This is a genomic window from Acidithiobacillus sp. (assembly GCF_027322205.1).
Lineage (GTDB): Bacteria > Pseudomonadota > Gammaproteobacteria > Acidithiobacillales > Acidithiobacillaceae > Acidithiobacillus.
In genome coordinates this window covers 21,807-47,982 of record NZ_DAHVHY010000009.1, presented here as the reverse complement: position 1 = coordinate 47,982, position 26,176 = coordinate 21,807, and the positions used below count along the sequence as shown (strand labels likewise).

The 26,176-nt window shown below is 57.5% G+C and carries 24 protein-coding genes; 6 read left to right on the top strand and 18 right to left on the bottom strand.

Going from position 1 to position 26,176, the window contains the following annotated elements:
* Positions 1-303: 303 nt before the first annotated feature.
* Positions 304-906 carry an NAD(P)H:quinone oxidoreductase gene (gene wrbA, locus M7F93_RS02915; protein WP_298168791.1) on the bottom strand — a complete coding sequence of 201 codons (603 nt, stop codon included), beginning with the start codon at positions 904-906 and terminating at the stop codon, positions 304-306.
* A gap of 84 nt (positions 907-990) precedes the next feature.
* Between wrbA and M7F93_RS02910 the strand changes: the two genes are divergently transcribed.
* On the top strand, positions 991-1,356 hold the full coding sequence (locus M7F93_RS02910) for a winged helix-turn-helix transcriptional regulator (RefSeq protein ID WP_298168788.1): 366 nt from the start codon (positions 991-993) through the stop codon (positions 1,354-1,356).
* A gap of 255 nt (positions 1,357-1,611) precedes the next feature.
* Here the strand turns inward: M7F93_RS02910 and M7F93_RS02905 are convergent, their stop codons facing one another.
* Entirely contained in the window at positions 1,612-2,517 is a 906-nt protein-coding gene (locus tag M7F93_RS02905; protein ID WP_298168785.1) for a LysR family transcriptional regulator, read from the bottom strand.
* A gap of 126 nt (positions 2,518-2,643) precedes the next feature.
* Here M7F93_RS02905 and M7F93_RS02900 point away from each other — a divergent pair, with 126 nt between their 5' ends.
* Complete coding sequence (locus tag M7F93_RS02900) at positions 2,644-3,831, top strand: TDT family transporter (protein WP_298168783.1); 1,188 nt, start codon at positions 2,644-2,646, stop codon at positions 3,829-3,831.
* 50 nt (positions 3,832-3,881) lie between these two features.
* Here M7F93_RS02900 and M7F93_RS02895 read toward each other — a convergent pair whose 3' ends face one another.
* The 7 genes from M7F93_RS02895 to M7F93_RS02865 form a co-directional block, all read right to left on the bottom strand.
* The gene (locus M7F93_RS02895) at positions 3,882-4,400 is read right to left on the bottom strand and encodes a TlpA family protein disulfide reductase (protein ID WP_298168779.1); all 519 of its coding nucleotides are present in this window, start codon (positions 4,398-4,400) and stop codon (positions 3,882-3,884) included.
* A 71-nt stretch (positions 4,401-4,471) separates the two neighbouring features.
* Entirely contained in the window at positions 4,472-4,897 is a 426-nt protein-coding gene (locus M7F93_RS02890) for a MerR family transcriptional regulator (RefSeq protein ID WP_298168776.1), read from the bottom strand.
* Positions 4,898-4,930: 33 nt separating this feature from the next.
* A complete protein-coding gene (merA, locus tag M7F93_RS02885; RefSeq protein WP_298168794.1) occupies positions 4,931-6,583 on the bottom strand; it encodes a mercury(II) reductase in 1,653 nt (550 codons plus the stop codon).
* 40 nt (positions 6,584-6,623) lie between these two features.
* Positions 6,624-6,974, bottom strand: coding sequence for a heavy-metal-associated domain-containing protein (locus M7F93_RS02880; RefSeq protein WP_298168773.1), 351 nt, complete (start codon positions 6,972-6,974; stop codon positions 6,624-6,626).
* A gap of 38 nt (positions 6,975-7,012) precedes the next feature.
* On the bottom strand, positions 7,013-7,420 hold the full coding sequence (locus M7F93_RS02875; protein WP_298168771.1) for a mercuric transporter MerT family protein: 408 nt from the start codon (positions 7,418-7,420) through the stop codon (positions 7,013-7,015).
* A 225-nt stretch (positions 7,421-7,645) separates the two neighbouring features.
* Positions 7,646-7,849 carry a CopZ family metallochaperone gene (locus M7F93_RS02870; protein ID WP_298168768.1) on the bottom strand — a complete coding sequence of 68 codons (204 nt, stop codon included), beginning with the start codon at positions 7,847-7,849 and terminating at the stop codon, positions 7,646-7,648.
* Positions 7,850-8,000: 151 nt separating this feature from the next.
* Positions 8,001-10,511 (bottom strand): heavy metal translocating P-type ATPase, encoded by a 2,511-nt coding sequence (locus M7F93_RS02865; protein ID WP_298168766.1) that lies wholly within the window; start codon positions 10,509-10,511, stop codon positions 8,001-8,003.
* A gap of 329 nt (positions 10,512-10,840) precedes the next feature.
* Between M7F93_RS02865 and kch the strand changes: the two genes are divergently transcribed.
* Together kch and M7F93_RS02855 are read left to right on the top strand one after the other, a co-directional pair.
* On the top strand, positions 10,841-12,067 hold the full coding sequence (gene kch / locus M7F93_RS02860) for a voltage-gated potassium channel protein (RefSeq protein WP_298168763.1): 1,227 nt from the start codon (positions 10,841-10,843) through the stop codon (positions 12,065-12,067).
* On the top strand, positions 12,064-12,372 hold the full coding sequence (locus M7F93_RS02855; protein ID WP_298168760.1) for a superinfection immunity protein: 309 nt from the start codon (positions 12,064-12,066) through the stop codon (positions 12,370-12,372). The genes kch and M7F93_RS02855 overlap by 4 nt, the downstream gene beginning before the upstream one ends.
* Here M7F93_RS02855 and M7F93_RS02850 read toward each other — a convergent pair.
* Positions 12,353-13,435, bottom strand: a complete 1,083-nt coding sequence (locus M7F93_RS02850; protein ID WP_298168756.1) for a septal ring lytic transglycosylase RlpA family protein — start codon at positions 13,433-13,435, stop codon at positions 12,353-12,355. The two genes, M7F93_RS02855 and M7F93_RS02850, sit on opposite strands and share 20 nt — an antisense overlap.
* A 227-nt stretch (positions 13,436-13,662) precedes the next feature.
* Between M7F93_RS02850 and M7F93_RS02845 the strand changes: the two genes are divergently transcribed.
* A complete protein-coding gene (locus M7F93_RS02845; RefSeq protein WP_298168753.1) occupies positions 13,663-15,414 on the top strand; it encodes a peptidoglycan D,D-transpeptidase FtsI family protein in 1,752 nt (583 codons plus the stop codon).
* A gap of 285 nt (positions 15,415-15,699) precedes the next feature.
* Here M7F93_RS02845 and M7F93_RS02840 read toward each other — a convergent pair whose 3' ends face one another.
* Positions 15,700-16,074 (bottom strand): glycine zipper domain-containing protein, encoded by a 375-nt coding sequence (locus M7F93_RS02840; RefSeq protein WP_298168751.1) that lies wholly within the window; start codon positions 16,072-16,074, stop codon positions 15,700-15,702.
* A gap of 241 nt (positions 16,075-16,315) precedes the next feature.
* Here M7F93_RS02840 and M7F93_RS02835 point away from each other — a divergent pair, with 241 nt between their 5' ends.
* Entirely contained in the window at positions 16,316-16,705 is a 390-nt protein-coding gene (locus tag M7F93_RS02835) for a hypothetical protein (RefSeq protein ID WP_298168748.1), read from the top strand.
* Between the two features lie 100 nt (positions 16,706-16,805).
* Here M7F93_RS02835 and M7F93_RS02830 read toward each other — a convergent pair whose 3' ends face one another.
* The 7 genes from M7F93_RS02830 to M7F93_RS02800 form a co-directional block, all read right to left on the bottom strand.
* Positions 16,806-17,519 (bottom strand): type 1 glutamine amidotransferase, encoded by a 714-nt coding sequence (locus M7F93_RS02830; RefSeq protein WP_298168745.1) that lies wholly within the window; start codon positions 17,517-17,519, stop codon positions 16,806-16,808.
* A complete protein-coding gene (locus M7F93_RS02825) occupies positions 17,516-19,321 on the bottom strand; it encodes a putative bifunctional diguanylate cyclase/phosphodiesterase (protein ID WP_298168742.1) in 1,806 nt (601 codons plus the stop codon). The genes M7F93_RS02830 and M7F93_RS02825 overlap by 4 nt, the downstream gene beginning before the upstream one ends.
* Before the next feature lie 341 nt (positions 19,322-19,662).
* Positions 19,663-20,967: an ammonium transporter gene (locus M7F93_RS02820; RefSeq protein WP_298168739.1), complete on the bottom strand. Its 1,305-nt coding sequence runs from the start codon at positions 20,965-20,967 to the stop codon at positions 19,663-19,665.
* Between the two features lie 55 nt (positions 20,968-21,022).
* Positions 21,023-21,361, bottom strand: a complete 339-nt coding sequence (gene glnK / locus M7F93_RS02815; RefSeq protein WP_298168735.1) for a P-II family nitrogen regulator — start codon at positions 21,359-21,361, stop codon at positions 21,023-21,025.
* A 464-nt stretch (positions 21,362-21,825) separates the two neighbouring features.
* Positions 21,826-23,301 (bottom strand): SpoVR family protein, encoded by a 1,476-nt coding sequence (locus M7F93_RS02810; RefSeq protein ID WP_298168732.1) that lies wholly within the window; start codon positions 23,299-23,301, stop codon positions 21,826-21,828.
* A complete protein-coding gene (locus M7F93_RS02805) occupies positions 23,294-24,598 on the bottom strand; it encodes a YeaH/YhbH family protein (protein WP_298168729.1) in 1,305 nt (434 codons plus the stop codon). The genes M7F93_RS02810 and M7F93_RS02805 overlap by 8 nt, the downstream gene beginning before the upstream one ends.
* A gap of 118 nt (positions 24,599-24,716) precedes the next feature.
* Complete coding sequence (locus tag M7F93_RS02800; RefSeq protein WP_298168726.1) at positions 24,717-26,033, bottom strand: ammonium transporter; 1,317 nt, start codon at positions 26,031-26,033, stop codon at positions 24,717-24,719.
* Positions 26,034-26,176: the final 143 nt, after the last annotated feature.

Genomic DNA, 26,176 nt, shown 5'->3' with positions numbered 1-26,176 from the left:
CGCTATCATCAGAGTTGCTGAAATATAATGCTGCAGTATGTTTAATATCTCGTGGTTTATCTCTGTCCATAAACCACGGAGAACAGCGGTGTCACTGGCGTGCATGGATTTAATGCCTTAGCGCCACTATGCGGCTGGGGTCGCTGAAAGCCATCATCCAGTATAAAAACAATGACGGCCGTTCAGGACGGCAGGGGACGAAAGTGAACAGCCGCCGGGATTGTAATGCAACTTCACATGGTCTCGATCTCTTGAGAATGTGGTAGCACTAAAGGGAGAAATTACGGGTTGATGTATTGAAAATTAACCGAATAGCTTCTGAGTGATACCTGCAACGTGGCGCCCCTGGAAGTGGGCGATGGCCAGTTCATTAGCGCTGGGCTGGCGACTGCCATCGCCCTTGGCGAGGGTCGTGGCGCCATAGGGTGTACCACCACTGATCTCGTCCATATTCATGAGCTCCTGGCAGCTATAGGGGACGCCTACCACGATCAGGCCCTGATGAAAAAGAAAGCTGTGAAAAGACGTAATAGTCGTTTCCTGGCCGCCGTGCTGAGTGGCCGTACTGGCGAACACGCTGCCGACCTTGCCCACCAGTTTACCTTCCTGCCAGAGATTGCCGGTACGGTCGAGAAAATTGCGCATCTGTCCGCTCATGTTACCGAAGCGGGTCGGTGTGCCAAAGATGATGGCATCATAATCCGCCAGATCATCGGGGTGGGCTTCTGGAGCCGCCTGACCGGTCTTGGCATGCATGGCGGCCAGGGTTTCTGCCGGCATGCTTTCGGGCACCCGCTTGATATCCGCCGTCACGCCAGGGACTTCCCGGGCGCCCTCGGCGATGGCCTGGGCCATGGTTTCAATATGACCCCAGAGGCTGTGATACAGCACCAGTATTTTGCTCATGATGAACTCCTCGCGTCAGTGAATATTGCCGGCCCAGTAAAGACCATTTAGTATGGTTTGTGAAGTAGGTACGGATGAGTAACCATGACCCGAAAAACCAAACAAGAAACCCCATGCCCCATGGATGCCCTGCTCCACCTGCTGATGGGGCCATGGACCACGGTTATCCTGTGGACTCTGAGACAGCGCGGCCCACTGCGTTTTGGGGTACTTAAACGGGAAGTGCGCGGCATCTCATCGCGCATGCTGACGGAGCGCTTGCGCACCCTGGAGGAGGCCCGGATCGTCTTCCGGGAGTATTATCCCAGCATTCCTCCGGAAGTGACCTATGGCCTGACCCGGCGTGGACTGGAATTGCGGGAAGTGCTGGACGCGCTGGATACACTGGCGCGGCGTTGGGATGCCGAAGACGCGAATGGGGAAGTAATACCCCGGGAGCCATCCCGTTAATACCTAAACGTTATCGAGATTGCCGAAAATCTATGAAGCCACCCAAGGGGGGGGTTGGCATCCCGTATCCTTCCAGTTGCAGCATCAAATCATGCCTGAGCAGTTGGTGGAGATGCTTCCTGATGCACATCCAGAAAAAGACCATGTGGTGCTTTCACCCGCCAGCCACTCTGATCTTTGACTGCCTCGCACCAGTAACAACAACAGTGTTTGTATATGGTACAGAGTATGGGAAATGTCAAGGTATGGGCGCAATCATCCAGACGGCCATATGGTTTTATGCTGCTGCAACAGTGCCAGAAAGGCCCTGGCGCTGTGACTGGGTGCCCGTCGGTGTAGCACCGTCAGCCGGTGACGAATGAGGGGTGCGGTAGGACGGGTCCCAAGTCCAGGTTGCTGGTCAGCATCATTCAATGCAGAGACAAAGCTGACGCCCAATCCACAACGCACGGCATCGCGGATGGCGGCGAGGCCACTCAGTTCATAGCGAATTTCGGGATAAAACCCTTCCGCTTTGAGTGCCTGCAAGGCATGTTCACGGATGCCGGAACCCTCCTCCCGCCACACCAGCGATTCCTCAGCGAGGGCTCCTAAAGGCACTGGCTTCTGCTCCAGCAACCAACGGTGTCCGGTGGGGACGAGCAGCACGATTTCCGTCTCCACCAGTGTTTCCTGCTGCCAGTCGCTGACACCGGTCAGGGGTGTATCGTCTTCCACAAAAATCAGATCGGCCTGATCGCGCATCTCCTTGGCGGCGCGGCTGTTGGTGGTGATCAGGCGGACCGCGACGGCAGGATATAGGCGCTGGAAGTTGGCGATGGCGCGGGGGAGCAGGGTTTCGGCATTGCTGTGGCTGGCGATGAGGGCCAGGGAGCCACGCAGCAGTCCTTCCGAGTCCATGCACAGGGCGCGTGCATCTTCCAGCGCGGCCTCAATTTGTTCGGCAATGCGGAGCAGGGACAAGCCTGTGGGGGTAGGAGCGATACCATGCCGGGCGCGGTGGTACAGCGGTTCTCCAACCAGTTCCTGCAATTGTTTGAGGCGATGGGAGACGGCGGGCTGGGTCATGAACAGCGCGTTCGCCGCCGCATGCAAATTGCCGTTACGTGCGGCCTGCGCCCAGACCAGTAAGAGGGCAGGGTCTATGCGTCCCGAAGCCATACTATTCTCCCCTTCTTTCAGAAATTACCGTGGGTTATTTCTCAGATTAGAAAATAGCATTAGAGATGGGTTCTGCTCAAGTCTATGCTTTATGACAATCAGGACGCTACAGAGAGAAGCTGGATCATGACCCTATTTGCAGACGCACCCAAAAGTGACCCCCGGGAAATTATTCGCCACTTCACGCCCAACTGGTTCGCCGCCAATATGGGTACCGGTATTCTCGCCCTTATGCTGGCAGAATTTCCCTATGGGCGTTGGGGGCAACAGCTTCTGGCACAAGGCTTGTGGGGTATTAACGTCCTCTTTTTTGTGCTGTTTGCTTTGCTTTTCGTGGGAAGGGCGATTTTCTATCCAGACAGTTTCCGGCGTTTATTTCATCATCCCATTCAGTCTTTGTTTATTGGTGCCATTCCTATGGGCTTTGCCACTATTGTGAACGGCATGATCATTATCTGGCCAACCAGCGCGAGTTCCATCGCGATTACAGAAGTGATGTGGTGGGTGGATACGGTCCTGGCCGTGATTTCAGTGCTGCTGGTGCCTTTTTTCATGTTTACCGTACACGAACACCACATTGAGCAGATGACCGCAGCCTGGCTATTGCCCATTGTGCCACCGGAAGTGGCAGCGGCCAGCGGTGGCTTGCTGGCCCAGCATCTGGCGCCTGCCGCCGGTACTGCGGTGATCTATGTCAGTTATGTGCTGTGGTCTATATCCGTGTTGCTCTCCATGGGCATTCTGGCGATCCTGTTTTTACGTCTTACGCTGCATAAATTACCGCACCGGGATATGGCGGTATCGGCCTGGTTGCCGCTGGGACCGCTGGGCACCGGCGCCATGGCAATGATTACCCTCGGCGTTGCCGATCAGCATGTTTTCGCCGGTACGGTTTTGGCAGGTATGACGCAGTTTGGCGAAATGGCGGGCCTTTTTCTGGCTTTGCTACTTTGGGGATTCGGCCTATGGTGGATGCTTATGGCGGCCTTTTTCACCCTACGTTATCTGGGTGAAGGCTTGCCCTTCAATATGGGCTGGTGGGGATTCACTTTCCCCCTGGGTGTCTTTGATGCCGCTACTTATCTGCTCGCGAAAGAAACACATTTTGCGGTCTTCCTGCCCCTGGGTGCGGTTTTTACGGTCATGCTCACCATTTTTTGGATTATCGTGACCCAGCGCAGTGTTGTGGGAATGTGGAGCGGTCGTTTGTTTCGCGCGCCATGTTTGTCCGCAGAAACCGGTTTACCGGAGCCCTCCCGCGCCGAGGCAGTGCATCAACACCGCCCGGATATTACAGAGGCTTTGCGCAAGTAATCCTCCTGGAGAGCATACGTTGTTTCTTTTTTTGGTTCTAAAATTTCCAATTACTGAGTGGAGCTCATCGCATATTTTAACTCTGATGAGAGTTTCTCTGATGAATAGAATCCCAAATGACGCTGCAGGACATAACCCTTAGGAGAAATAATCAATGTATAGGGAAGCATCTCTTGCCGGTCGCCAAGCCGTGCAAGCACCTTACCTAGATGGGCGCCAGCCAGTAATGTCAGGTAATTGACGTGTTCCTGACTAACAAAATGTTCGGCCGATTCCCTGTCATCAATGGCAATGCCGATGAACTGCACTCTGGAACCCATCTCTTTGTGGAGGCGAACAAGGCCCGGTGCTTCCTGATGGCAATACGGGCACCAGTTTGCCCAAACCGTAACCACCATGATTTTTCCTTCGAGACTTTTCAGCTTGACCAAGTGGCCCGACATATCATGCAAAGATATATTGGGGAGTGCCGGATGTTTCATGACGCTTTCCGGCATGGCAAGTGCGGTGATTGTTATGGGTAATAACAACGCAAATCCCAGCAAATATCTATTTATCACTTTATTCATGGTCGATTATCCTGGCAACGGGTGTTGCCCGCTTATGGGATCTGCTGTGTTTCAGCACCATATACATGGAGTTACTCATCATCCAGTGACTGCAGGATAGGGCAGTTGTGGCGGTTGCTGATATCTCCGCTTTTACATTCTTCGATCAATCGCATCAGGATGGTCTCAAGACTTTGTAGCGCTATAATCTTTTCGTGAACCGATGCGAGCTTGACCTCGGCGTGGTGGCGCACGGTGGTGCAGATTTCCGCGTCATCCGTGCGCAGAGCGAGGAGTTCCCGGGCCTCCTGCAGGGTAAATCCCAGTGCCTGGGCATGTTTGATGAAGCGTATACGGGTCACCACTTCGGAAGAGTAACGACGTATACCAAGGCTAGGTTTCACCGGTTGCCTGATGAGCCCTTCCCGCTCGTAGAAACGCACGGTCTCCACATGAACACCGGCAGCCTTCGCCGCCTGGCCAATGCTGAAACCGGATTCGTCCCGTTGCTTAGTCATGCGTAACTCCCGCTGCCTATCTCAATTAATTTATCACCCCGCACAGCAGGACAATTGCGAGACATCCCTGGTAAAAGTCTGAGCACAGAGCTTCAATCCTTCGACCATGGTCAGGTAGGGGAAGAGTTGGTCTGCAAGATCCTGTATCTGGAGGCCGCCGCGCAAGGCCAGCGCTGCCGCCTGGATGATTTCCCCACCTTCTGCGGCCAAAATCTGGGCACCCAGTAATTTGCCGGAGTGTTTGTCCGCCACCAGCTTGATGAACCCGCGCGTATCGAAATTTGCCAATGCGCGCGGCACATTGTCGAGGTTGAGGGTGCGGCTGTCGACCGTGAATCCATGCTGCTCCGCTGTCTGCTCATCCAGTCCTACGGTGGCGACCTGCGGGTCCGTGAAGACGACAGTCGGCATAATGCGCAAATCCAGGGCCGTGTCCCCGCCCAGCATATTGATGGCCGCACGGGTGCCCCCGGCAGCCGCAACGTAGACGAATTGGGGGTGGGTGGTGCAATCACCTGCCGCATAAATATGGGGCACGCTGGTCTGCATGTGATCGTCTACCGAAATCGCCCCCGATGTTTCGGTTGTCACGCCGATCTGCTCCAGTCCCAAGTCCTGGGTATTGGGTGTGCGTCCTGTCGCCACCAGCAGGCGATCTGCGCGGAGCGTCTCCGTGCCGGTTGGTACGACGAACTGGCCTTTCCCGTAATGTACTGAGGTGGGGACCGTGTACTTGAGTAGGCGTATGCCTTCTTCCTGAAACACGGCCTCCAGCCCCGCACCCAGCGCCGGGTCCTCTTTGGATAGGAGCGTGCTGCGCGCCAGCAGGGTGACCTCGGCTCCGAGCCTGCGGAAGGCCTGCGCCAACTCCACGGCCACGACCGATCCGCCCAGCACGATGAGATGCCGCGGCAATTCCGTTGCCACCAGGGCTTCCGTCGATGTCCAGTAAGGGGTTTGCGCCAGCCCCGCTATGGCGGGGCGATGCGCATGGGCTCCGACAGCAATCAGAAAACGATCTGCATGGATGGATTGTTCATGTCCGTCTGCAGCGCGCACGATGAGGGTCGTGGCATCGGCGAAGCGGGCATGTCCCTGCAACAAGGTGATCTCTGGATGCGCGGTCAGCACCTTGGCGTACTTGCCCTGGCGCAGTTCGTCCACGCGATTCTGTTGCTGCTGCACCAGTGTCGCGCGATCCACGGTAGGCACCGCATGGCTCAGTCCATGGAAGGGATGGGCACGTTGCCAGTGGGCCATCTGTGCGGCACGGATCATGATCTTGGAAGGAACGCAGCCGACATTGACGCAAGTGCCGCCCAGAGTGCCGAATTCTATCATGGTGACCTGGGCGCCACCTTCTGTGGCGCGGATGGCAGCGGCAAAGGCCGCCGATCCGGAGCCGATCACGGCGACATGCATCTTTCCATCGGATCCCTTTGCCGCAGCCATCCCCGCCGGGATAGTGACGGTATCTGACAGAGAAACGCCGTAGCCGGCCTTGGTGACGGCGGCAGTGAGTGTCTCGGTGGACACCGTATCGGCGACCTCCACCTGAGCCACGCTTTCCGGGAATGACACCTGGGCATTGCCTACACCGGGCACCGCGCGCAGCGCCTTTTCCACCGTGACCGCGCAGTGCGTGCAGGTCATTCCGGTAATGGGTAACGTAATTCGTTTGTCCATCATGATGCTCCTCATGGGCGAAGCGCCTGTACCCATGGTCTTACTGGGGCGCTATTGAGGCGGGATAGCCAATGTGGGTGAAAGTATGCAACAAGGTGGGGACGCTGACGTCTTTCGGGTCGTATCGCACCGTGACGGTCTTGGCCATGTCATCCATCTGAATCTTTTTCACGCCGTGCAGACGATGTAGGGCGATATAAATGGACGTATCACAGGCCTTGTCTGCGCAGGTCATGCCGGGCACCTTGAATACGGTTGTAACCAAGGTGCTTTGGGTGGCGCTGGCGGGGGCAGTTGCCGCATACGCTGGCATGACCGTGATAGCCCCCATGAGTAATGCGATGACGCACAGAGAGGCCCCGGGTTTTTGATAAAAAGCGTTTATATTCATGGATAAGTCTCCTTTTGTGAGTGATGAAAAGGGCCTGACTATGGCATCAGCAGATGGGGCAATATATGGGGTAGTGCCAGCACGATCAGCACTACAATGGTACCAGCCCAGAGCAGGGGCGTTTTCCACCGTCCCACCGGCGCGCAAGCGCCACAGGCAGCAGCCTTCTTTTCTCGATGGTTTTGTACGTGGGCGTAGATCAGAAAGGCCAACGCCAGAACGTCCAGATAAGGCGCATAGGGTTCGAGAACCCGCAGATTGGCCATCCACGCACCGCCAATGCCAGCCACAATCAACAACAGCGGCAATACACAGCAGGCTGAGGCAAAAAAGCCCACCACTACAGCGACAATCAGACCCCACATACCCTTCCGCGCAGGACCTAGTGCCTGGGGGTTTGCGGAACAGGTTTTGTCTGCGTCGACATGCTTAGCCTTGACAGTCATGGCCCACCTCCAATCGGTCATCCTGGGATGATTCCCACAGGAGACATCATAGATGCCGTACTATGGTACGGTGTCAAGGTCGGTTTGTGTCCTGAAATTTTCGTTCCGGAAGGGCTGCGGATTACAACATGCTAGCATGTATAGTCCCAGATTTTGGGACAATGGTTTAGGCTTGTTGTCCCAATATATGGGATCCGCTTCACACCGTAGCGCGATTTGGCTTCCTCAGCCCCGCTCCGCCTTATAGCCTTCTTCCTCAACTGCCGTGATCAGTGCGGCAGTGTCCGCCTTACCATGCACCACGGCTTCTCCTGTCTCCAGCGTGACGTTCACTTTGTCCACGCCGGGCACGCCTTCCAGTGCCCTCGCCACGGCACGCACGCAGTGTTCGCAGGTCATACCGGTTATTTTCAGCTGAATATTGCTCATGGGTTTTCTCCTGTTGGAAATAAGAAATCATTACAAAGTGCTCGCATAAGCGTTATTCAATCGCGCACGATATCAGCCACATGCTGGAACTTGTCGCGCACCCCGATGCCGAGCGCGGTAATTTATGGATGCTCCTTGTTTGAACGATGGCTCAGGAATGAGCAGGCTCGAGCGCGGTACCCGTCACCGTGCCCGGTGTAATCGATGGTGCGTAAGCCTTGAGCCGCTTGAGCCGCAGGCTGTTGCCGAGCACGAACACCGAGGACAGACCCATGGCCACGCCAGCCACCATCGGATTCAGATGGATGCCGATAGGCGCGGCCACGCCAGCAGCGATCGGGATCAGCAGGATGTTGTAGAAAAAGGCCCAGAACAGGTTGCCGCGGATGTTGCCCAGCGTCCGGCGCGCCGCATTCAGCGCCGTGACCACCTCGCCGAGCTGGCCACGCGTGAGCGTCACGTCCGCGGCCTCGATGGCGATGTCAGTGCCCGAGGCGAGCGCGATGCCGACGTCGGCCTGCGCCAGCGCCGGAGCGTCGTTGATGCCATCACCAACGAAGGCGACCCGTCGGCCCTGTTGCTGCAAACCGGTCACGACCTTGGCCTTATCCTCGGGCAGCACCTCGGCATGCATCTCCTCGATGCGCAGTTCCGTGGCGACTGACTGCGCGGTGGCGCGCGCATCACCGGTGACCATGGCCACCTGCAGGCCGCGCTCGCGCAACGCCTGCACTACGGCGCGCGCCTCCGGTTTGATACGATCGGCGATGGCCAGCCAGCCGAGCAGCCTTGCGTCGACAGCGACAAATACCACCGTGCGCCCGGTGCCCTCGAGGCGCGCGGCCATCTCGGCGTCATCGCCCAGCGCCACGTTTTCGCGCTCCATGAAGCGACGGGCGCCAACCCGCACCATACGGCCTTCCACCTCGCCTTCGACACCATAGCCAGCAATAGCGCGGAAAGCCTTGACGGCAGGTACGTTCATACCGCGTTCTCCGGCCGCCGCGACAATCGCTCGCCCCAGCGGGTGTTCGGACGCTGATTCCAACGCCGCAGCCAGGCGCAACGCGGTTTCGGGTGCGTCGCCGCCCTGATCGACCAACGCGGGATGACCCTCGGTCAACGTACCGGTTTTGTCGAACAGTATGGTGTCGACATGCGACAGCGTCTCCAGCGCCTCGCCCCTGCGAAACAGCACGCCGAGCTCCGCCGCACGCCCGGTGCCCACCATGATCGCCGCCGGAGTCGCCAGGCCCATGGCGCAGGGACATGCCACCACCAGCACGGCTACCGCTGTGACCAGCGCCACACTGACATTGCCAGTCAATGCCACCCAGACGCCGAAGGTCGCCAGCGCGATGACCAGCACCACCGGCGTGAACACTCGCACCGCGCGGTCGGTCAATCCCTGAATCGGCAGCTTGCCGGTCTGCGCACTCTCCACCAGATGGATGATCTGCGCCAGCACGGTATCGCGCCCGACCGAAGTGGCCTTCACCACCAACCGCCCGTCCTGGCAGACTGTGCCGCCGACCACGGCGTCATCCAGGCTCTTGGCGGATGGTAATGGCTCGCCAGTCAACATGGCTTCGTCCACATGCGCGCGGCCCTCGACCACACGCCCGTCCACCGGAATGCGCTCCCCGGGGCGGACCACGATGCGCTCGCCGGTGCGCAATCGCGACACCGGTACGTCTTGCTCGACACCGTTCTCGTCGAGCCGGTGCGCAGTTTTGGCCTGCAGCCCAACCAGCTTGCGGATCGCCGACGAGGTGCGGCCCTTGGCCAGTGCTTCCAAGTACTTGCCTGCGAGTACGGCGGCAATGACTACTGCCGCGGAGTCGAAATACACATGCTGCGCCTCGGCTGGAAACATCGCGGGTACCAGCAGCACCAACACGCTGTAAGCCCAAGCCGCGCCGGTGCCGGTGGCGACTAGGGAGTTCATGTCTGGCGACAGATGACGGTAGGCGATCAGGCCCGGCCTGAAAAAGCGCCGACCCGGCCCGAACAGGACGATGCTGGCGAGCATGAACTGCACCCACTCCCAGAAATGTGCAAAGGGGCTCGCCGCCGCCAGCGCGCGATCCAAGGCCGGGATGAAGGCCGTGCCCATGGCCAACACCAGGACCACCATGGCCAGCCCTACGGCCACGATCACATCGCGGCCCATGGCGCGCAAACTCGCGCGGCGCTGGCCGACCCCGTCGGCGCCTTGCACGTCGCCTTCCTGTACGGGATGTGCTGCATAGCCCGCCTTGCTTACGGCTGTGGCCAGTTCGTCCATGCCGACCATCGCCGGGACGTAGCGCACATGCGCGCGCTCGGTGGCCAGATTCACCGTCGCCTCCAGCACGCCGGGCAGATGCCCCAGCGCGCGTTCCACCCGTCCTACGCAGGCGGCGCAGGTCATGCCCGCCACCGTCAGATCGATCTCATCAGTCACTGGTGTGTAGCCGGTCTCGCGGATCGCCTCGGCGATGTGTGCGGCATCGAGTTGTTGTGGGTCGAAAAGCACCTCGGCGCGTTCAGTCGCCAAGTTTACGCCAGCCGAGCTTACGCCGGGTAGCTTGCCCAGCGCGCGTTCCACCCGCGCGCTACAGGAGGCACAGGTCATCCCCTGAATGCCAATTTCAAGGTGCGCATGTGTTATGTCTTCCATAAATGCACCTCTTCGCAACAAAACGCACTGCAGGCCGCGTTTGCGGATGGCTGCCGACAGCCTACATATAACCTAGCCATGATACACATTGAAGCCCGGTGTAATGTCAAGAGCGATTTTCTGGTGCCAGTGTGTCCGTTGATCAGGGCATTAACCTGCTGCAAGGAATTCAGCGCGAAGGGCGGGTCGCTACGACGCCCTGTAGATGTTACAGTCCTTAAAGAAGAATGTTTAGGCTGAAGGGTATTTATCATTTCGCCGAATTTCTAATTTACCAGCGTCTGGTCTCCAAAAATGAGGGACTATCGATGATCAGAATCCCCGATGTAATGAAATTATCGCTGCGACAGCGATTTTTTCGCTTCGTGGCCAAGGTGCAGGCAGTTTTGTATCTGAATATATGGTTTCCGCAGGTGCCGATGGCTATTGCTGTAGGGCTGCTGGGGGTGCTGGCCATACTGAATGCGTTGCCCCATCTCACACAACTCTTCCCCGAACTGGCCGCTCTTGCACCCGCTACCAGCCTGACCCAGGCGCCCCTGTTGTCGGCTTTGGGTACAGTACCCGAAGCAGTGGCCGGGTTTGTGCTGCTGCTGATGGCCTTCGGATTGCTCTTTCGCTCCCGTTTTTCCTGGGCCATTACGCTGGTACTGGCGGCAGCGATGCTGGCTATATTGCTGCATCACTATGGCTTTGTGTGGAGTGGCGTCATCATTTTTAATGCCGTTATTCTGGTGACATTGCTGTTGTTTCAGCGCCATTTTGCGCGTTCGAGCGTGGCTGCAGGCACGCTCTTTGCGGCGATTTCTATTTTGCTTCTGATAAGCTATGCGGTACTGGGCAGTTACGTGTTGGGCGCAGGATTTTCGCCGCCTATCAAGAACCTGGTGAGTGCCTTGTATTTCGCCGTGGTTACCATGTCCACTGTGGGGTATGGGGATATTGTGCCGAAAAGCGGAGATGCCCGGCTATTTGTTATTTCTATTATCATCTTGGGCATCACCGTTTTTGCTACGTCTATTTCTGCAGTCGTTGTACCACTGGTAAATGGCCGGATGCAGCGCCTGCTGATGGGAGAAAAAAAGCGTGGTCATCGTAATCATTATCTGATTATTGGTGATAATTCGTTGGCACAGAACACCTATCGCGCATTGCGTGCCCGGCATTTGCCAGTGCTGGTGCTGGTTCCCGTGACGCCAGAGCATGTGTGGATGGCTAAGGAAGACCTCATGGTGGGTGATGCAACGGACGTGGATGTTTTGCGTAAGGCGGGGGCCGAATATGCCTTGGGTGTGCTCGCATTACGGGTTATTGACAGCGAAAACGCCTTTATCATTCTTGCGGCCAAGGAGTTGGCGGTTCCCGGAAAAACCGTGGCGGCGGTTCAGAACAGTAAAAATCTTGAACGTCTGCGACACATTGGTGCGGACCTTATTATTTCCCCGGAAGTGCTGGGCGGTGAATTACTGGCGCTGACGCTCAGTGGTGAAGAGCTGGCAGGAGATACCATTATCAGTAAACTATTTACCGCTAAGGCGGAGGGAGTTGAGGCTTGAGTACTTTAATGGCATTAGGCATTGTGGTGTTGGCCCTGATAGGACTGGGCATTGCGGCGATGTTTTTGCATATGGTGGTATGGCTATTAGGTGCCATACTCGGTTTGTTGATCTATTTCATCCCCAGCATTATTGCCGCAGCACGTCATCACGAACATTTTCTGTGGGTGCTGATCCTGAATATTGTATTGGGCTGGTCGGGCATTGCCTGGATCATCCTGATGGTCTGGGCCATATTGGGAGAACGTCGAGAGCCGCCATTGCGCAAATTGAGCGCGGATGCTTTTAACCACTCTGCTCGCTGACTACAAAAGTGCCGAGGCGCAGACGTTGCAAGCTGGCCACATAGTCTTCCGGGGCGGTGGTGGGGGCCATTGGACCGATCTTGATTTTATATAGCCCGCCCGGGGTCGTGGAGGATACTGGCACCATGTGTGCGGTGCTAATGCCGAAATCTTGCAATTTGCTGCGCTCGCGGACAGCGGTTTGCATCTGCATGGGGCTTGCCGTTTCCAGATAGATTTGCTCGGACCGCGGTGTCTGCCGCCACTGCGGTAAAGTGTGGGCAACAGTCTCCCGACGCGGGGAAATGGGAGCGGGAAGGGTCTTCTGGGCCGTGACAGGTATGGCGCGGACAGGACTGTTGGCAAAAGTGTCGTTTACTACGGCCGTCAGGTTGGTGGTGGGAGGGGGTGTATAGGCAGGCACGGATATCGCCGTCGGCGTGTGCAAGACCGGTACGGGTATGGGCGCCATCTTGGGTACGATACGACGTTGTGCCACAGGTAATACTTGAGGAACCTGTGTGCCGGGGCTGAGAGCGCTGGGAATCACCTGAATATGTACCCGCGTTGTGCCCTGATTGAGCATACCCAACTGATTGGCCGCTCCGTAAGACATATCCATGATCCGACCGCTCACGAAGGGGCCGCGATCATTGACCAGTACCACGACACTGCGTCCATTCTCCAGATTGGTGACGCGCGCGCAGGAGGGCAAGGGCAGCGTCCGGCTGGCAGCCGTCATTTGCCGGGCGTGAAAAGCGGTACCCATGGCGGTTACGGCGCTGGAAGATTGCTGATCGTACCAGGAAGCGATGCCATTTGCGGAAAATCCGGCATCGTCACCCATGGGATGATACCAGTCTCCATTGATCTCGTAGGGCTGGTTATAGGCTGCCTGAAGGTTGGGCGCTGGTGCGTAGCACACCTGTCCGGTGGAATAGGCGGAACCCGCCATGGCCGGACTATAGCCTCTGCCGGGGGCGCCAGCCATATGATCGGGTATACTCGCGCAGCCTGCCAGCGCTGCAGCGGCGAAGCCAAGAGCGCCCAATCTGGAAATCTGAAGATGGTGTCGTACGCGCATGGTGAGGCACAGCCCCCGTTTGGAAATACTTTGGCATTCTAGGTCATAATCTCAAGAAAGTTCAAGTAAGGCAGAAGGTTATTAGGCTTTTCTCATGAATTGAACGAGAAATTTGTTGAAACAGCGATGAGGCCCGGAACTTCCGGGGTCAAACGTCGTCTCATTGCTGTCGGAGTTCCATCAGAGCTTACTATGGTCTGTAACCAAGGCCTGTTTACGGGGCAAGAATGACGCGTCCAGGTCCAGTGGTTCGTGTCTTGCCAGCGGGCCGCGCCCGCTGGCTCATTGCTGTCATCCTCATTGGTTTTGCGGTGGTGTTGGCCCGTGATTTCCATCTGCAGTTTTTTGAGCAGAGCACCCTGCGTTCTCGGGGGCGGATGCGCTATCTGCGAGCGCTCCCTTTGCCCAGTGAGCGCGGCATTATTACCGCACGGGATGGTACTCCGCTGGCCGTCAACGTAAAAGCGGTTACCCTCTGGGCAGACCCTGCCATTCTGGATAAGCATCGTAACCATTGGGCTGCGCTGGCCCGGACGCTACACTTGACTCCCGCGGATTTTGCGCAGCGGGTGGCCAGCGGTGGCGCCGATTATGCATATATATTACGGCAGGTGCCACCGGCGCTGGGCGCCGCGGTGGCGCGCCTGCAGGTACCGGGTATTTATGTGCAAGCCACCAACCGCAGTTACTATCCCCTGGGGGCGGTAACGGCACCCTTGCTGGGTCTGGTGGATATGCGCCACCAGGGCGGGACAGGCCTAGAGCTTGGTTATAATAGCTGGCTGGCGGCGCAGCCCGGCAAGGAGCTGGTGCTGCAAGACGGTCATGGCCAGATCCTCCATGTTGATCGGGTGGTGCGTCTCCCCCACGCGGGCCACGCCTTGCAGCTCACCATCAATCCGCAGATTCAGTACTGGGCCTATATGACTCTGCTCGCCGCTCAGCGCCATTTCGGCGCGTCCAATGGTTCCGCCGTAGTGATGGATGTACGTACCGGACAGGTGCTCGCCATGGTGAGCGTACCCAGTTGCAACCCTAATGACATCGGCGGCTGCAGCAATCCTGTGGATTACGTCAATAACGCAGTCCATCAGGCCTTTGAACCGGGGTCGGTGATCAAACCCTTTGCCATTGCGGCGGCCCTGGCGACCCATAGCATCAGCCCGGCGGCACGTTTTAATGTCTTCCATCCACTCCGGGTGGAGGGCTATTCCATCACCGATGATGTGCCCCACCACACCCTCAATATTGAGCATATTCTCAAGTATTCCAGTTGCATCGGGACCGCGAAGATTGCCCTCAAGACGCCGCGCCGGGCGCTTTATGATATGTACCACGCGGTGGGCTTCGGGAAAGTGCCGCAAATCGGACTGCCTGGCAGCACGGCGGGCGTTCTGCCGGCTTGGCAGAGTTGGGGCAAGGCACGTCATGCAACCATTTCCATCGGTTACGGGATTTCGGTGACGACGTTACAACTGGCCGACGCTTATGCGGCTATTGCCAACGGTGGTTATCACATCCGACCCTCGCTGGTACTGGGCGAACCGGTTGTTCGCCGCCGGGTAATGCCGCTTTGGGTGGCCAACGATTTGCGGCGCTGGTTGCGCAGTGTTGCCGAGCCCAATGGGACGGGTGTTCTCGCTGCCATTCCCGGCTATGCGATAGCCGGTAAGACAGGGACGGCGGATCTCGCCAATGGTCACGATGGATTCTTTCATCACCGGACGAACGCGACATTTGTGGGTTTCGCGCCAGGCCATGCCCCGCGTCTGGTAATGGCGGTGACGCTGCGTGACAGCGACAAGTTCTGGAATTTTGGCGGGGTGGAAGCGGCGCCGGTATTCCGGGTGACCATGGAGCACGCGCTGGAACAATTGGATATCGGACCGGAGTGGTGCGGTCAGTCGGTTTGCAAACTGCGCGCCCCGCAGATTACGACGGCGCAGGCGGAAATTTGGTCAGAAGGGGGCGGTAACTAGGCGGATTTGATTGGTGCGCTTGCCGATGCTGAGATCTCGATCCGTTCCGCAGCGGCAGCTTGGGTATGGTGCCCTCAATTCAGGTATGCAGGCGGCGCAAATTGTTGCATAGCGGAAACTATAGGCACGGGCCGTTTTGCCGGAGATGCGGGGCAGGGATAATGAATGCCTGGTGCATCTCCGGCACGCAGCGGTACGCCGTTGCTCTCGCCCAGGCGCCCCAGTATAGATTGTAGCGGGACAACCACGTTATGCCGAACGCTTGGACTACCGTCATGCGCCGGCTTATCGATGGTAGCAGGTATATCCCGGCGGACAGGCGGGTGCCTGCTGGTATTGAGGCGCTGTCGGTGTACACACGTAACCGGCGGGGCACGGTACATTGCCCTGTGGCGCTGCATAGTAACCAGGTTGTGGTGCCGGCGCTTGTTGTTGGCTGTGAGAGATACCATAACCGGCAAGTCCGCCCAACCCGGCCCCGATGGCGGCGCCCGCCAGCGGGGCACCCGTCTGGTTGCCGATAACTGCGCCAGCCACGGCACCGAGCAGGGAACCTCCCGCCGTATTGGCGGTGGTGCTATTGCTGGCATAGGGATTATTTGCGCAGCCCACTAATGCAAGGGGTAATATTGCAATCATCAACCAGCGTGCTGTCTTCATGGTCATCATCTCCTCGTATAGTATTTAGGTGCTTATTATGGTGCTAAGCTCCGCAAGGATGCTAGTGTAGTCAACTAGGTACAGTCCTGCCAATCGCAATGGCTGTTCCGGGCAGAGTGTCTCCTATACTTCACCATCTTGAGGGTTTGCAGGATGAATCCCCACCGCCACCTTTTGCGGTATAGTATGGAGCGATGGTCCACTCCCCGGACCGACCTCGTGGTTTGCTATGGAGAATACTATGACCCGATTATCATCACGCCTCGCGGCGGCCTCTGTGGTGCTGGCTCTCGGGCTGAGTGGATGTACAGCCAGCTGGGCCCCGCAAGTTAACCCGGTGCCGTATTATACTTATTATCCCGCATCGCTCAGCGTGGTTACTGCCGCAACTGAGAAAGCCTTACCTCAGGCGGGGATGCAGTTTACCGGGTCCAAGCAGATCAGCCCCGATACTGTCGAAGTGCATGGCTATGATTCAGAGGGTAACGCCATTCTTATCACCCTGCGGACCAAAGGTGCTGCAGTCACTAAATTCTCGGCACGCATAGGCCTTTATGGACACCTCCGTGAGGTGGAAGAGATAGAACACTGGATAGGGCAGTATGTCGGGCAGGCCATCGCGCGACCTTGAATGCGGCGTAGTGACTTGCCGATTGCGGCTGACCATGCGACCGATGGTTGCACCGTTTGCTGATTGCGGAAATGATCAAGACCGGGTAGCGCTGGCTCTATCAGCGCAACTGCCCTAGCCACGGGCGGTAGATTGCCACGGCGCTGCCCAGCAACTCTTCACATTTGTGCTCCAGATGGTTGTGAATAGTCCTGCTGGGCTGTATGCCTGCACCGGTTTGCTGCAAGTCATCCGCCATGCTTTCCGTCCAGGCTTGCACCATGGCGGGGGTGACTTCCGGGTGGCCCTGAAGTGCCAGGCAGTGTTTACCAATAGCGAAGGCCTGCTGGGTACAAAGGCCACTGGAAAGCAGAGGCACCGCACCGGATGGCAGGGAAAAAGTCTCGCCATGCCAGTGAAAGAGTGTAAACGTGTCGGGAAGCTCTTGTAACCAGACGCTGCTCATTGCTTCCGGGTTTTTGGTGACCGGCCACCAGCCAATTTCCGGACCATCCGGATTAGGGGTTATTTGGCCACCCATCGCTTGGGCAATCAGTTGCCCGCCGAGGCAGTGTCCCAGGACAGGGAGTTCTTCGCTAACTGCCCGGCGAATAATTTGTTGCTCGGTGAGCAACCACGGGTACTGGTCGGTATCGTGGACGCTCATGGGTCCGCCCATGATGATCAAAGCGCCATAGTCAGCCAAATCATCGGGAACCGGCACGCCCAGATCAAGGCGATGCACCTCCGTTTGGTGCTTCTGTGCCGCAAGAATATGTTGCAGGCTACCCAGCCCTTCTTCCGGATGGTGCTGTAAAACGAGAATCTTCGTCATGATGCAGGCTGTTCCGCAGTGGTATTGTGTAGCCAGTATGTGGCAAAACCCGATGCCGACATAGGTCTGGCGATGCCATATCCCTGTCCTCGGTCCGCCTGCATCTGGCGCAGGAGGTTGGCGCTCTCCATGTTCTCAATGCCTTCGGCGGTGACGGTTACGCCCAGCGCATGGGCCATCTGGATCATGGCCTGAATCATCCGTTGGTGACGTTGACTCCCGGCCATGGGAATGACGAAGCTGTGGTCGATTTTGATCTGGTTGCAGCCGAGTTCGAGCAGGTATTGCAGTGCGGCAGGCCCTGTTCCAAAGTCGTCGAGGGCGAAGCGCACACCAAGGCTCTGGCAGTCACTGATCAGTCTGGCGGTTTTGGCAATATCGCGCAGGGCGATGCGTTCAACCAGCTCCAGACAGATGCGCTCTGCAGACAGCGCGGGGCAGTCCGCCAGCGCGTGGCGTAAGTCGTCGCAGAGACGATGGTTTTCTACCTGGCGAGCAGCGAGGTTGATCTGGATGTCAAGGACCATGCCCTGCTTGGCCCAGGTTTCGCCGTGTTGGCAGGCGTTATGGATAACCCACGCCCCAATGCGCTGCATGACCGTAGAGTTCTCCGCGACATCCAGAAAGCTGTCGGGCAGGAGCAGGCCGCGCTCAGGGTGCTGCCAGCGGATCAATGCTTCGGCCGCAACGCAAAGGCCGCTTTGCATGTCGATGATGGGTTGCCAGTAGAGGACGAACTCCTGTTTTGACAGTGCACGCTCCAGTTCACCGCGCAGGTGTTGGGCGGAGCGCCGGCGTTCATCGTCCTCGTGATCATAATAAGTCCAGCAATTTCCACCTGCTGCCTTGGCGCGATAGACCGCCTGGTCTGCATGGTGGATAAGCTCAACGGGATCGACGTTGTCATGGGGATAGGTGGTGATGCCGGCGCTGGCGGTTATACCAACCTGCTGATCATCCACTCCCATGCGAATATTGAGCGCCAGCAGAATGCGTTGGAGTATATCTTCCAGATCGCGCTGGCTGTGCAGCTTTTCCAGCAGCAGTATGAACTCGTCACCGGCCAGGCGGACGATGGTATCGCTGGCACGCAGCACGTCATGCAGGCGGGTTACAATTTCGCACAGGAGACGATCCCCCGCGCTATGGCCCAGGCTGTCATTGACCTCCTTAAATCCATCAATATCCAGCAAAACGATAGCCAGGGTGCACTGTTCGCGGTGGGCGCTGGCGCAGGCGATGGTCAATCGTTCTTCGAGTTGATAGCGGTTGGGCACGCCAGTGAGTGCATCACGGGTGGCAATATGTTCCAGGTGCAGCTCAATACCCATCCGGTACCAGGCGGCACCCAGCATGTCGGCCAACAGTTGTGCCAGGTGCAAAGTGCTTTCAGTGAGCTTTGTGGGCGCCGGGCGGAACCAGGCAACGGCCAGGACGCCACTGGCACCCTTGGGGCCGTGGACGGGGAGGGCGAGGCTTGCCTGTAAACCAGTAGCTACATATTCTGGCATGGCATGGGGGCTGTGTGGATAGTCCGGCACATAAATGGCGCGGTCCGTCCGTAGTGCGGCACCGCTGTTGCCGCGGTCGTCGGGAAAAACGTGCTTCGACAGGTCTGAATAGCTCGTGGGTAGGCCATGGAAAAACAGGTAACGCAGGTTATGATCTTCGTGGACGATGAAGGCCGCGCCATCGGCCTCCATCAGGTCTGCGGCCAGCGCCGCCGTTTCCTCGAAAAATGTATTGAATTCGTAGACGCGCACCAGATGTTGTAATCGGTTCAGAACAGAATCGGGAATCATCAAAGTCCTCTGGGGTCCTACAACAGCAGGGTGGGGATGGGTGCGTTATATTAAGAATACTAAATAGTAGAGATTTTTAATTTTGCCAGGCAGCGATAGGATGAAAATCCATCACTGACGATGGATTAAGGGTGAAGAGAGATGCTGATTGTCGGGCAAAATGTGCCTTATGCATTTAGTTGGATAGGTGGTGTTCCCATTAAGGTACCCCTGTTAGACCAATGGCCAGACCGTATAAAAATAGTAACCGATTATTATGGTTTATTAGATGAATTAAGAAGGCGTAAAAAAACACGGCGGGCAACCGCCGTGTGTAAGGATGTTGAAGAGTTAGTAAAAGTTCAGTCCCCAGCCACCGGCCGACGTTCACCATCGCCATAGAAAGCGTAGGCTTCTTCACCGTGGATCGCATCATCGCCGATCAGCAACTCTTCCTCAGACATGCGCAGCGGCACCACCAGACTGATGAGCTTGAGCAGGATGTAGGTCACCACGATGTTCAGCACGATGATGAACGCGGCGCCGATAATCTGTAGCCAGACCTGATGCCAGTTGCCGTCGATGGCACCACCGGGGTTGCTCAGACCATAAGCTGCGCAGCCTGTCTTGGTAGCTAGCAGACCTACCATGATGCCCCCCAGAACACCCGCTACCGCATGGGTATGGAAGACGCCCAAGGTGTCATCCACTTTGCGGAACGGCGCGGTTTTACCGAGAAGATTCATGCTGAGCCAGGGAATAATGCCAGAGGCGATACCGATGGCAATTGCACCCCAACCATCTACCACACCAGCGGCCGGGGTAATGGCCACCAGGCCGGTGATCATGCCCTGCACCGCACCAATGACGGAAGGCTTTTTGAAATAGAAGATATCCATGATAGTCCAGACGATCACGCTAACGGCAGTGGCGATGTTGGTGTTCAGAACCGCGGCACCAGCGTCACGGCTCGCTGCGTAAGGATCGCCACCGTTGAAGCCGTTCCAGCCGAGCCACAGAATGCCGGCACCGACCAGCATCAGCAGCACGTTGTTGGGCTGAAAGTTTTCGCGATCACGCGCCAGACGGGGGCCAATGACCGCCGCACCGACAAAGCCCGCGATGCCGGCAGAAAGATGGATGACATAACCACCGGAATAGTCGATGACGCCCAAGGTGGAGAGAAAACCGCCGCCCCAGAGGCTGAACGCACCGATTGTATAAGAAAAGGTCAGCCAGAGCGGCACGAAAATCATCCACGCCTTGAAACTCATGCGTCCGAGGAATGCCCCAGCCATGATTACCAGGGTAATGGCCGCAAACACGAACTGGAAATACACCATGGTTGCCATGGGGAAAGCGGCGGTAGTGTTGGAGGTCGGCAGGAGCGCCTGTGTGAGTTCATCCTGCATGCTGAGGATGGGGTGCGGCAGCCCCACGAAAGGGAACCATTCATTGCCGAAGCCCATGTTATAAGCCCAGAGAACCCAGGCAATCAGCACGGCAGCGAAGGCGTAAAAAGCCATAAAAGCGGAGTTGACGGCCCACTTCTTCTTAACAATGCCCGCGTACAAGACGACGAGCCCGGGAACACTTTGCAAGCCAACGATGGTCGCTGCGGTAAGTTGCCACGCATTGTCGCCGGTATTAAGCCAAGCTACTGACATGAGAAAATTCCTCCTTATAAGGATTTCTGAGCGGTTGTAAAACGGTTATGGGTGGTTACAGCGCATCATTACCGGTTTCACCGGTACGGATGCGGATAGCTTCCAATATTTCGGAGACGAAAATCTTGCCGTCACCAATCTTGCCGGTACGGGCACCTTTTTCGATGGCCTCAACGGCCTGGTCAACGGCATCATCGCTGATTACCGTCTCTATTTTGACTTTGGGGAGAAAATCCACCACGTATTCAGCGCCGCGGTAGAGTTCGGTATGACCTTTCTGGCGTCCGAAGCCTTTGACTTCAGTAACCGTGAGGCCCTGGATCCCTACCGCCGATAGCGCCTCACGGACATCATCGAGCTTGAAGGGTTTAACAATGGCAGTGATCAATTTCATGACGACACCTCTTGCACAGGGTTAGAACATCCCGGGGGCAAAAGCCCCCGGGGGTTAGAACATGAAGCCGGGTTTGGGGTATGCCAGGGAGTTGGGTCTGGCCAAGGCCGTTGGTACCCGAGAAACCCGTATTGCTCGGCAGGGTGGCAGATGGAGCCTGGGATGATGACCATGCCGCTGATACCGGTAGAAGCAGATTTGGTTGCTGGAGTGTTTGTCGGGCCGGGAGTGCTGGAGATGATTTTATAATGATCACCGCTTTTCGGACTCTTCATGTTTGCCTCTCCCCATTGTATGGAATTGCAGGAAGCTCTTAGCAAACTTGGTGCCAATTTGTAACAGCTTATAAATCAATGCGTTTACTAAAATAGTCGAGGTGTTGAGCGCGTGCTTGCACTGTATTGATGCATTGTGCACTAATAGAGTGCAATATGCTGGGCTGGGAACTACAGAACATCCAACTTTCAGGAAGAGCGTGGCTCTCTTAAGGAAAGGTCTTCCATATCCAGGTGAACATCATATCCCCAGAGGCTATGAACAAAGCTGAGAGTTCTCTGGGCTTCATCCTGGGCGAGGGGTTGGCTATCCATCTGCCGCAAACGCAGATGGCGATCGCCCCAGCGATCCACGGACACGATCTGAATGTCCGGCGGGCGGGTGCTTTCGGCGATCTGTTGGGCTAAGGCCTGGCGCAGATACTGGTAGCCGGAGTCATCATGGATGGCACTCACCTGGTACGTCGTAGCGCTGGGATCGTTGCTTAGGGCAAAGAGATGCAGGTCACGCATGACCTTGGGTGAGAGATATTGCAGGACAAAGCTCTCATCGCGGAATTCGCGCATGGCGAAGTGGATGTGCTTGCGCCAGTCGGGGTCCCCAGCAAAGGGGAACCAGCGATGATCTTCGTCCGTGGGCGCGAGACAGATCCGTTTGATGTCCTGGAACATGGCGAACCCGAGGGCATAGGGGTTGATGCCGCTGTAGCGCGGATCATCAAAGTCTGGCTGGAAGGTGACCGCGGTGTGGCTGGCGTAAAACTCCAGCAGGGTGCCGTCGGTAATCAGCCCCCTGGCATGCAGGCTGTGCAGGATATGGTAATGCACGAAGCAGGCGAAGCCCTCGTTCATGATCTTGGTCTGCCCTTGCGGGTAGAGGTATTGGGCGATCTTGCGCACGATGCGCAGGATTTCCCGCTTCCAACCCTCCAGGTGCGGGGCGTTTTTTTCGATGAAGTAGAGTAGGTTTTCCTGGGGGGATGGCGGAAATACAGCGGCATCAGCGGGCTGGTCGACGCTATGCGGGGGCAGTGTCCGCCAGATTTCCGAGAGCTGCTGCTGCAGGTAGCGTTCACGTTCTTCGCGCCGCCGCTCTTCCTCGCGCGCCGAGAGCTGGCGCGGGCGGCGGGCGCGATCCACGCCGTTGCGGCTGATGGCGTGGGCGGCATCCAATACGTCGGTCACTGCGTCGATCCCGTAGCGTTCTTCGCAGTGGGCGATGTAGCGCTGGGCGAATTCCAGGTAGTCCAGGATACCCTCGGCGTCGGTCCACTGCTGAAAGAAGACGTTGTTTTTGAAGAAGGCATTATGCCCGTAGGCGGCATGGGCGATGACCAGGGTTTGCATGGTCATGGTGTTTTCTTCCATGAGGTAGCTGATGCAGGGGTTGCTGTTGATCACCAGTTCATAAGCCAAGCCCATCTCGCCGCGCCGATACTGTCCGGACTCGATGGCGCGCTGTTTGCCAAAAGACCAGTGGGCGTAATAGACCGGCAGACCGATGGAGGCGTAGGCATCAAGCATTTGCTCGGCGCTGATGATCTCTAGCTGGTTGGGGTAGGTGTCAAGCTGGAGTTCTTCGGCGGCGATGGCGGCGATGGCCTCGGTGACGGTGTCGATCCGCGCGAAGGTCCAGTCGTTGTCGGTAAAGAGGAACTTAGGCATGGCTCGGCATCTCCTCAGTGGCAAAGAGGGTACGGAAGAGCGGATAGATATCCTCGCGTTCGCTGGCGCGGGCGGTGATCAGTTCCGGGAAATCCTGAGCAATGGCTTCGTACAGTTGCAGCAGATCACTCTCACTGTCACGGTTGACCTCCAGATAGAAGAGGTTACGCAAGCGCGGCAATAGACTCATAAGATGCTCTTCTACCACTGCATTGTCGGCAAAATAATTGTCGCCGTCAGATACTTGCGCCAGATAGACGTTCCAGCGGTCTGGCGGGAAACGCTGCTGCATGATCTCCTCGGTCAGGGTGATGGCCGGTGAGACCAGCGTGCCGCCCCCCTCGCGGGCACCAAAAAAGGCCTGCTCGCTGCACTCCGAGGCGGTGCTGTGGTGCTTGATGAAGATGATCTGCACCGCCTGATAGTGACGATGCACGAACAGATACAGCAGCAGGAAGAAGCGTTTGGCCAGATCCTTTTCCTTCTCGCCCATGCTGCCGGACACATCCATCACACAGAACATCACCGCATTGGTGATGGGGTGGGGCTGCTGGTCGATATGGGCGAAGCGCAGGTCCGCCTCGTCAATGAAGGGAATGGCTTTGATTTTGCGTTCCAGGGCGGCAATCTGACGATCTAGTTCGCTGAGGCGCTCCTGCTCCACGGAGACATCCTGCTTTTGCGCCAGACGACCCTGAATCTCTTCCTGCAGTGTGCCGCGGGCGTCCAGCAGGTCCTGCAATTCACGGCGCTTGCCGGCACGCAGGGCGAGGCGGCGGGCACGGGCGGCACGCATGGTGCGCCCAACGTGCATGCGGGAGGGGCTGCCATCCTTGATGAAACCCGCCCGCCGCCATTGATCTGTCTGGATATCCCCCAGCGCGGTCTTGCGCAGGTTGGGTAAGGCCAGCCCGTCGAAGAGCAGATCGAGAAATTCGTCGGCGGAGAGGACGATGGCCACCTCGTCCTCTCCGAGACCGTCCGGCGAGCCCTCCCGGCCCTTTCCCGAACCGCCGCCCTCGGGTTTGCTGATTTTGTCGCCGCGCTGATATTCCTTGTTGCCGGGTAACACCCGCTCCCAGGAGGTGTCGCTGAGGTCGCGGCGAAAATTCGGTTCATGGAGATCGCGGGTGGGGATGGAAATGGGCTGGTCGGCGTTGGCCAGATCTTCAATGGAGCCGGAGCGCGCCATCTTTTCGACAGCGACCTTGAGCCGGGCGCGAACACGTCTTTGCAGACGATCCTGATTGGCCGTGGATCGAGTCCCGGAACTGCGCCGGTCGATAATCGTGCTCATGGCAGACTCCCAAGTGGCGACGCTTCACCCATATTATGACCTAAAACGGGGCGGATGGTTGCGGATTATTGCTGTTGGGGCGGGCCTCCCTCGTGGGAAGCCCGATACAAGTCACTGCTTACTCGTACACCTGCTCCCCATGTTGAGTGACGTCCAGACCTTCCCTTTCCTGCTCTTCTTTGACGCGCAGGCCCAGGGTCCAGTCGATGGCTTTGAGGATGATGAAGCTGACGATGGCATCATAGACAATGGTGACACCAACACCTGTCGCCTGAATGAGCAGTTGTCCAGTATTCCCTTCCAGCACACCCGCTGTACCACCGATGGCCTGCACCGCGAAGACGCCGGTCAGCAATGCGCCGACGATACCGCCGACGGCATGGACGCCGAAGGCATCCAGGGAGTCATCATAGCCCATCCAGTTCTTGAGATAGACCGATGCCCAGAAGCAAATGACCCCTGCTGCTATACCAATCCACAAAGCGCCCATAGGGCCGACGAAGCCTGAGGCCGGGGTGATGGCGACCAAACCGGCTACTGCACCGGAGGTCATGCCCAGCACCGTCGGTTTGCCGCGCGCCAACCACTCCGCAAACATCCAGGAGAGGGCCGCCACCGCGGTGGCAATCTGGGTGGTGGCCATGGCCATGCCCGCCCGGTCACTGGCCGCTACCGCCGAACCAGCGTTAAAGCCGAACCAGCCGACCCAAAGCAGGGAGGCGCCGATCAGGGTATACATCAGGTTGTTGGGGTGCATGGTGTCACGCTTGTAACCCACCCGCTTGCCCATGACCAGCGCCGCGACCAGGCCGGCAATACCGGCATTGATATGCACCACCGTGCCGCCTGCGTAGTCGAGGACGCCATCTGCAGCCAGCCAGCCGCCGGGACCCCAGACCATGTGGGCGATGGGCGCATAGACCAGCAGTGACCAGAAGCCGGTGAACCAGAGCAAGGCAGAAAACTTCATCCGCTCGGCGAAGGCGCCGACAATCAGTGCCGGGGTGATGATGGCGAAGGTCATCTGGAAAGTCATATAGACCGATTCCGGGATGGTGGGGGCGAGGGCATTGGCGGAATCCAGGCCCATGCCGTTGAGGAAAAGGCGGCTCAGGCCGCCCATGAAGGTATTGCCTGAGGTGAAGGTCAGTGAGTAGCCCATGATCATCCACAGTACGGAAATCAGGGCCGTGATGGCGAAACTCTGCGCCGCCGTGCCCAGGACGTTTTTCTTGCGCACCATGCCCGCATAAAAGAGGGCCAGGCCGGGGACGGTCATGAGCAGCACCAGAGCTGTGGAACTCAGCATCCATGCCGTATCGCCGCTGTTAAAGGGCGAGATGGTGTCGGCCTGGGCCAGCGGGCTGGCCAACAGGGCTAATGCGCCGACCCACTGCGTCCCCACAGAAATTTTGTATATCGCTCCCTTCCGCATCTTGTCACTCCTTCTTTCCTGTCAGATATAGGGCAGCTTGCCCCGTTGATCACTGCGATGGAACTAAGCAATAAGTGTGCAAGCATGGCTAACAATGGGAAATCGTATGGATTATGGATCGCGACGAGGCGTGTCTGGAACGA

Coding starts and splice junctions, on each gene's coding strand:
- M7F93_RS02905 (WP_298168785.1), bottom strand. CDS start 2,517: ATGGCTTCGGGACGCATAGACCCTGCCCTCTTACTGGTCTGGGCGCAG.
- M7F93_RS02820 (WP_298168739.1), bottom strand. CDS start 20,967: ATGTCAGTAGCTTGGCTTAATACCGGCGACAATGCGTGGCAACTTACC.
- glnK (WP_298168735.1), bottom strand. CDS start 21,361: ATGAAATTGATCACTGCCATTGTTAAACCCTTCAAGCTCGATGATGTC.
- M7F93_RS02845 (WP_298168753.1), top strand. CDS start 13,663: ATGACGCGTCCAGGTCCAGTGGTTCGTGTCTTGCCAGCGGGCCGCGCC.
- M7F93_RS02870 (WP_298168768.1), bottom strand. CDS start 7,849: ATGAGCAATATTCAGCTGAAAATAACCGGTATGACCTGCGAACACTGC.
- M7F93_RS02840 (WP_298168751.1), bottom strand. CDS start 16,074: ATGAAGACAGCACGCTGGTTGATGATTGCAATATTACCCCTTGCATTA.
- M7F93_RS02875 (WP_298168771.1), bottom strand. CDS start 7,420: ATGACTGTCAAGGCTAAGCATGTCGACGCAGACAAAACCTGTTCCGCA.
- wrbA (WP_298168791.1), bottom strand. CDS start 906: ATGAGCAAAATACTGGTGCTGTATCACAGCCTCTGGGGTCATATTGAA.
- M7F93_RS02880 (WP_298168773.1), bottom strand. CDS start 6,974: ATGAATATAAACGCTTTTTATCAAAAACCCGGGGCCTCTCTGTGCGTC.
- M7F93_RS02890 (WP_298168776.1), bottom strand. CDS start 4,897: ATGACTAAGCAACGGGACGAATCCGGTTTCAGCATTGGCCAGGCGGCG.
- M7F93_RS02865 (WP_298168766.1), bottom strand. CDS start 10,511: ATGGAAGACATAACACATGCGCACCTTGAAATTGGCATTCAGGGGATG.
- M7F93_RS02800 (WP_298168726.1), bottom strand. CDS start 26,033: ATGCGGAAGGGAGCGATATACAAAATTTCTGTGGGGACGCAGTGGGTC.
- M7F93_RS02810 (WP_298168732.1), bottom strand. CDS start 23,301: ATGCCTAAGTTCCTCTTTACCGACAACGACTGGACCTTCGCGCGGATC.
- kch (WP_298168763.1), top strand. CDS start 10,841: ATGAAATTATCGCTGCGACAGCGATTTTTTCGCTTCGTGGCCAAGGTG.
- M7F93_RS02825 (WP_298168742.1), bottom strand. CDS start 19,321: ATGATTCCCGATTCTGTTCTGAACCGATTACAACATCTGGTGCGCGTC.
- M7F93_RS02900 (WP_298168783.1), top strand. CDS start 2,644: ATGACCCTATTTGCAGACGCACCCAAAAGTGACCCCCGGGAAATTATT.
- M7F93_RS02830 (WP_298168745.1), bottom strand. CDS start 17,519: ATGACGAAGATTCTCGTTTTACAGCACCATCCGGAAGAAGGGCTGGGT.
- M7F93_RS02895 (WP_298168779.1), bottom strand. CDS start 4,400: ATGAATAAAGTGATAAATAGATATTTGCTGGGATTTGCGTTGTTATTA.
- M7F93_RS02910 (WP_298168788.1), top strand. CDS start 991: ATGACCCGAAAAACCAAACAAGAAACCCCATGCCCCATGGATGCCCTG.
- M7F93_RS02835 (WP_298168748.1), top strand. CDS start 16,316: ATGACCCGATTATCATCACGCCTCGCGGCGGCCTCTGTGGTGCTGGCT.
- merA (WP_298168794.1), bottom strand. CDS start 6,583: ATGGACAAACGAATTACGTTACCCATTACCGGAATGACCTGCACGCAC.
- M7F93_RS02805 (WP_298168729.1), bottom strand. CDS start 24,598: ATGAGCACGATTATCGACCGGCGCAGTTCCGGGACTCGATCCACGGCC.
- M7F93_RS02850 (WP_298168756.1), bottom strand. CDS start 13,435: ATGCGCGTACGACACCATCTTCAGATTTCCAGATTGGGCGCTCTTGGC.